4 protein-coding genes are annotated in these 6,602 nt (G+C 72.1%); 1 reads left to right on the top strand and 3 read right to left on the bottom strand.

The features are described 5' to 3' along the window. Positions 1–77: 77 nt before the first annotated feature. From ACGF0D_RS43740 to ACGF0D_RS43750, 3 genes are all read right to left on the bottom strand, one after another. On the bottom strand, positions 78–260 hold the full coding sequence (locus ACGF0D_RS43740) for a hypothetical protein (protein WP_392926098.1): 183 nt from the start codon (positions 258–260) through the stop codon (positions 78–80). Next, a complete protein-coding gene (locus tag ACGF0D_RS43745) occupies positions 257–1,189 on the bottom strand; it encodes a TnsA-like heteromeric transposase endonuclease subunit (protein WP_392926100.1) in 933 nt (310 codons plus the stop codon). The genes ACGF0D_RS43740 and ACGF0D_RS43745 overlap by 4 nt, the downstream gene beginning before the upstream one ends. Before the next feature lie 233 nt (positions 1,190–1,422). After that, positions 1,423–2,802, bottom strand: a complete 1,380-nt coding sequence (locus ACGF0D_RS43750) for a DNA-binding protein (RefSeq protein ID WP_392926102.1) — start codon at positions 2,800–2,802, stop codon at positions 1,423–1,425. A 377-nt stretch (positions 2,803–3,179) separates the two neighbouring features. Here ACGF0D_RS43750 and ACGF0D_RS43755 point away from each other — a divergent pair, with 377 nt between their 5' ends. Continuing rightward, positions 3,180–4,187, top strand: a complete 1,008-nt coding sequence (locus ACGF0D_RS43755; protein WP_392926104.1) for a hypothetical protein — start codon at positions 3,180–3,182, stop codon at positions 4,185–4,187. The last annotated feature ends 2,415 nt before the right edge of the window (positions 4,188–6,602 follow it).

Raw genomic sequence — 6,602 nt, forward strand, 5'->3', positions numbered from 1 at the left:
GACTGACATCGGCGGCCCGCCTGGACCGCCTTACCCAGCCGGCCCCTGGGGAATTACGTGACCGCAGCCATGGGGAATTACGTGATCGTCCACACAGCGAACAGGTACCCGGCCAGCACCACCTCCTCCCGGCCATCGGAGACCAAGTGGATGTGCTGTCCGGCCAGGCGCACGACCTGCCACCGGATCCCCTGGAAGTCGACGTGACCGCCGACGGCCACCACCGGCCGCCCGCCCTGACGTCCGGTCCCCGTACTCACCACGCACCCCCGCCAATTGCGCCCACACCGTGTGCGGGCGGATCCACTGCGGCCGCCACCGGGCCGTCCGTGAACCGGCGGCCGGGCGGTTCCCGATGCCCCCCGCCATGTCGCCCGCGGCAGTCCACCGAGCCGTGCTCCCCGGCGTCACTGCTGTTAGCGCTTCTCCTGTCCGCGTTCGCGCCGCCGTCCGGCCCGTTCCCGGGGCCGACGAGGACGCCTTGGTGCAGGGGCGTCTCCAGCGATGCGCTCAAGTGCCCGTGCCACAGGGCGTGGAAGACGGCGGGCAGGACCGAGATCGGGCTGCCGACCGCCTGAACGCCTTCCATGAGCGGCCTCGGCTGCGCGAACGCCTCCAGCAGCGCGTCCGCGACCTCGGGGTGGCCCTGGTAGCGGGGGTGGCGGTAGCCGGCCAGCCACCTCAGGTTCGCCGCGAACACCGCATCCAGCGGCTCCAGGCGCCGGTAGCGCCAGCCGACCAGGTCGCACGCCGCCCGGGCCGCCTGCGCGGCACGCAGCGCCCGCTCACCTCCCGCCTCCAAGTGACCGGGGCAGTCGGCCAGCAGAGCGGTGCCGTCCGCGTACCGGGCGAACAACTGCGGCACCCACGAGCGCACCCGGCCCCGCCCATCGCGCCACACCAGCCGCACCGGCCGCCCCGCCAGCCCGGTCACCTGCGGGTCGCGGTCCAGGACCATCAGCTGGGCGCGCATCGCGTTCGACCCGGCGACCACGTGCCGCCCGGTGGTGGACGACCACCACAGCCCCGGCCCCCACCTGCGCCCCGGCACGACCGGGAACGCGGACACCGGCGCCAGGTCCTCGAACGCCACCGCCACACAAGCGTCCTCCCACCGCTGCCGCACCTCCCGGCCGACCGGATCGAGGAACACCGCCTCGAACCCCGCCCGCCCATCCACATCCACCATGCCCGCGGATCCACCCGCGCCGTCCACGCCGCTCACGGTTCTCAGCCAACCCACCACACACGCCCACACGGACGGCTTTCCCCGTTCCCGCCCCACCCCGTGAACTGGTGCGGTAGAGCACTCCACGCCCACCCGCGTTCTCACCCGGGCCCACACCCCGCCACCGACCCCACGCTCGGCACCCCATCCCACAGCACCGCCCAACGCCCGGCCTGCCCCAGCCCAACGACCCGTCAGGCCCCTCTGCCGTCCCGCCCGCCATCAGCCCCGAGCAGCTCGGCGAGCGCACCCGGGGACAGCCCCGCCCACGCGGCCACGTCCCCGTGCCGCACCCCGGCTCCCACCGCCGCCTCCGAGACCTCCAACACCGCCTCCTGCAGCCGGCCGATGCTGTAGCCCAGGCCCTTCAGCAGCCGCTCGGCCGCCTCCGCACTGCTGCCCCGCTGCGCCCCGCGCAGCTGGACCAGTTGCTCCTGCGCGTCGTCCAGCAGGTTGTCGATCAGCATGCGACGCTCGGGCGCTACCGCCGAGCGCCACACCGTCCCGGACCCCGGCAGCCTCGCTTCCTTCGTCAGCGCCCGCAGCTGCGCGGCCATGCTCGTCGGCTGGAGCTCCCGGCGCACCCACCACAGACCATCCCGGTGACCGGGCGGCATGGCCACGCCGCGGCGTCGGCGGATCACCGCGCCCATCCAGGCGATCAGCGGCCCGCCGAAGTCGACCGCGGCCAGCGGCCCCAGCCACGGGCGTCCCAGCCGCTCGCCCAGCCGTCGGCAGAACGCCCCGTCCGCCGGCAGCGCCCGGGGCCGCCCGGCCCCGCCGTCCTGCCAGGCCAACTCGGCCATCTCCGGATCCAGCAGTGCCCGTGCGACTTCCACCACCTCTGGGAAGACTGCCGCGTCCCGCGCCACCGCCCGCCACCGCCAGAAGTCCCCGCTCGCGTCCCCGCCCGCCAGGGCGTGCAGCCGCGCGGGCCACACCCTCTCGTCCGGCCACTCCAACGCCAGATCCCACCACCGGCACACCACCGCATGTGCCACACCGAACACCTCCCCAGGCCCCGTCCCCGCCCGCACCGCCCGACGGACCACCCGCGCCCACCGCCGCTGCGCCGCGGCGACCTCGGGCAGGCCGCGCAGGTCCAGATGCTCCAGCGCCTGGTCCGCGTCTGCGTCCAGCAGCCACCGCCCGTGCCGCGTACACACCCGCTCCCACCGCTGCGCGTACCGCATCACCCGCATCGGCGTCCCGGACCGCCGGGCCGCGCACGACCGGCACCCGAACGCCACCGGCCCCACCACCGCACCACCCACCCGCCACGCCGCCCCAGGGCCGCCACCGCCCGTCCGCGTGACCAGCTTCTCGTCGTCCAGCCCCCACGCCGGCAGCGCCCGCCCCAACACCTCCTCGCCGACCCCGCACAACCCGGCCAGCACCCGCCGCCCGGCCCCGTCCAGCAGCACCTCGGCATCCGCCCGCAGCGCACCGCCCTCGTGCCGCGGGCGGTGGCCGTGCCACCGCCAGGACGTCAACAGGGCGGCGTCGTCCAGCCCGTAGCGGGCAGCGACCCGGCCAAGGAACGAGAAAGCCGTTTCCCCGGCGAAAGGAGACACACAGAAGATCCCCGGAACCATGAGCCCAGCCTCGCGGAGAACGGCAAAACCCGACGGCAGTTCCCTCCTTCTCCCGCCCACCCGAAGTGAGCAAGCCCCGAAGACAACGGCTTCTCGTGTTCGATGGCGGCGGGCTGTGTCCGGCCGCTACGGTGGCTCCTGGCCGAGCGCATCGGCCCAAGCCCTGCGCCTTGGCCCATGACCAGGGCGCACCGACGGCGAAGGTGCCCGGCCATGCTCGTGGTGGCCGGCGGTGCTGCATCAACTGCGCGGCAGGACCAGTACGGCGGGTTCGCAGCCGCCTTTCGGATATCCGTGTGCGCCGCCGATCCGCGCGTATCGGGTCATGGGACCGGAGCGCGGGAAGACGAGAACACATGACACGCGGTCACGCCCGCAAGAACCGCAACCGCCGGGCCCAGGAGCGCACCGGCGCACCCTACACGTCCGTCGCCGCGGGCACCCTGCACGACCACGACCACACCGGCGACGGGATGCGCGCCTTCAGCACACCAACCGCGACGAAGACCGCCACGGGCAGGCGCGACGCCGATCTGGTGGCGGGCCTCTACGACGCGGCCCTCGACAGCTGCTCCACTTGCCGCATCCCCCTGCTGGAACGGATCGCCGCGAGCGCCGACGCCACCACCCGCCTGGTCACCTGGGTGTGCCTGGCCGCGAGCGAGACCTTCGGCGGCCTTCCCGAAGACCTGACCGACAACCCATGGCTCGCAGCACCCTGGCGCGAACTTGCCACCGCCTGGGAAGCCTCCTACAACCCGGACACGATCCTCGGCCTGTGCACGGCGATGACCGCCGGGCTGCGCCGCGAGGCCGCCTGCGCCGCCACTGACGTGCTCGTCGCACTCACCCACCACGGCTCGGATGTGCAGGCCCCCGGCGACATCCGGTACTGCCCCGTGTGCTGCGGCGGGGACGGCCACCCGGACGAGGTCTACCTCGCCACAGGACCGGGAGTGTGGGACCTGGTCACCGTGACGGACCCCGTGCTGGCCGCGGCCTCCCGGATCTACCAGCGGGCAGCCGACGACACGGCATTGGACCGCGGCGTCGACCTCTACAAGGCGCTCCGATCGGTGGTTGTCGCGACGCTGCCCGAAGGCGAGGCCGACTACGCGGCCTACCCGATCCACCTGGAGGACTTCGCAATCCGCGACCGCGAGCAGCTGCACCGCCTGTTCACCCGGTACAGCCCCCGGGGCCGGGCCGGAACGCCGGGCCGGATCCAGCTCCTCGACCACCTCATGAGCATCCCCCTGTGCGAGCGCCTTGAGAGCGCCCGGTCGGCCCTCGAACGGGTGTGGCACCGTACGCTGCCGCCGCTGGAAGACTTCGCCGCCGCCTGGGCCAGCGCCCGCCGGTAGGCCTGCCCTGGGGGAGTGCCCTGGTGCGAACAGGCTTGGGCGGCAAGGGACGTGGGCCCACTGGTTCTTCCCGCCCCGACGAAGCGCGAGCAGGTTGCCGCGTTGGTCTGCGCCCTGGGCGATCCGTGGTGGGAGGAGCGGGTGCTGCGCGCCGGGCTCTACCCGGCGGAGGGCCGCAGGTGTGACCTGTTGGTGGTTGTGGGGGTGAAATGGCCTTTCTTCCCGTGTTGTCTGGACCTTTGGTTGGTCCTGTTGGGGTGCCGGCCGGGCGGGTGCCGGGTCGGGGTTTGGTGACTGTGTGTGGTGGTTGGGATGGGTCGGCTCGCTGGGTGGTTGGTCGGGGCGTTGTGGGCCTGTATTCGGGTATGAATTCCTCCGCTAATTCCTCTCTGTAGTTTTGATAGGTTGGTTGCCGGGTGGTGTTCTGAATTCTATTCGGGATTGCGGGGGTGGGGATTCTGGAGGTGCTGGTGTTCGGTTTGGTGGGGGCGGTCGGGGCTGTGCGCTGGCTGCCGTGCCCGCCGGTCGGGGGCGTGCCCGCCTGCTGGTTGCCGGCCACCCACGGCCGCTGCCGGGTTTCTGTCCGGGCCCGTCGTCCGGGTCGTGCCGCCGTCCTGGTGCGGCCTTGCCGCTGCTGCTCCGTCGCGGTCCCGCCGCCGCCCTGCTGCGCCCGGGCGCGGTCCCTGGCTGTCGTCCTGGTCGGCGGTTCCGCTGCGCCCGGCTTGACCGCGCTGCCTGCCGTCCCGGTGTTGCTGCGCCCTGGGCGTCGGTGGTGGTGCTGGGTGGCCGTCAGGCCGCCCTGAAGGGCGTTCGGGAGGGCTGTTGCCAGGGCCGGTGGCCGGGTTTGGGTGCTGTCGCGCCTGCTGTCGTGTTGGCCTGTCGCGGGGCTGCTGTCGTGTGCTGTGACGTGGGTGGATGGCCGGTTCCCCCTGTGTGGTGGGGGCGCGACAGCCGCGGGGCGGGCTGCCGTCCGGGGGTCGCCGGACCGTCAGGTGCTGGCTGTCCCAGGGGACCGTCCTGCTCTGCTTACCCGGCCCTGTTGCGGCCCGGTGGGGCCGCAGGCCCCCGTGCCCTGCGTGTCTTGTTCCCCGCCACTCGGGCGCCGCGCGCCCATCCCCTGCTGCTCCTTCTCCGTTCTCCGGAGGGGCCGTCAGGCCTCGGCCCGCCCCGCCCACGGCCGTAGGCCGTCCTGCAGGTGTTCCTGCGCCCCTTCCTGTTATTCCGGCGGTACTTTTTGTGCGATGCCGCGCTGCGCCTTCTTCGGTCGTTCCCTGTATTTCGCTGGGGCGCTGGAGGCGGGGCAAAGTGGTTGCGTTGTCGTCACTTCTGCGGTAGGGCAAGCTGGTTGACGGTGTTTGTTATAATAGATTCCGACAGCTGGGTCCAACCCGATGGCGTCAGGCATCGTACTCCTAGCCCTGGGTGCTGGTTTCATTCTCCTGCTTTGTTCGCGTTTCACAGGAAAGGAAAAGTGATTCGGATGGATGATTCAAGCAGCTTGATAAAATACGCGCCATTTGATGAGAGATCTCTCCCGAGATGGAAGGAACCCTTGGCCGACAGGCCGTCCGAGTATCTGGAGTTGTCGGTCGAAGTCGTAAGCAACACTCATGATTTCGCTCAGCAATGTCTCCAGCACCCAGCATCGAGTTGGATCCAGCTGTCCTCCAGTGCCCCGGCCTGCCAGGCCGGGGCACTGCTGCATGCATGAGTGAGCACCTCCCTTGGCCTCTACGTGGCCAAGGTGCCGCGCTGCTCCCCGAGCAGCCACTGCGGTGTCCCTGCGTGGGGCGGGGCCGTGACAGCTCTTGTCACCCCCGCCCCGGCACGGGCCGAGAGCCCTGCTCGGGGCCCTCGGCCGCAGGCCGCCCCCGCTGCGCCCGGCGGCCGCCCCCGAGGGTGGATGGGAGTGGGTGCGGGCGCCCGGAAGGGGGTGCCGGCCGACGTCGGCGGGGCACGGTGCGGTGGGCCCCGGCAGGGGCCCCGGTCCCGGGGCAGACGCTGTCGTCGGCAATTCGCGCCATATCGTCAACGGACACCGTGCTGGATATCCCCCTCCCCGTCAGGGGAGGGGCTTCTACCCGAAATTCACGCCACATCGTCAACGCGTAGGGCCGCCCCGCAGGGGAGGCCCTACTACCCGAAATTTGCGTCACATCGTCAACGCCACCCACGGCGGGCCGAAGGCCCATGCCAAACCACCCATCAACATGAGGCCCCGCCAGGGGCCGTCACCCGAAAACGAATTCGCCGCAGGCGAAGAACCCCAGCCATCCCCGCCCGGCGCAGCCGGGCCCCGAGGCGCAGCCTCGGGCAACCACCCACGGTGACGCCGCCAGGCGGCACCCCCGCACCTGGCGGTGCGTCAGCACCGCCGCAGGGCCGCCAGGCCCTGCTCAAGTCGCAGGCTTCCGC

This window comes from Kitasatospora sp. NPDC048298, from assembly GCF_043201465.1.
Taxonomy (GTDB): domain Bacteria; phylum Actinomycetota; class Actinomycetes; order Streptomycetales; family Streptomycetaceae; genus Kitasatospora.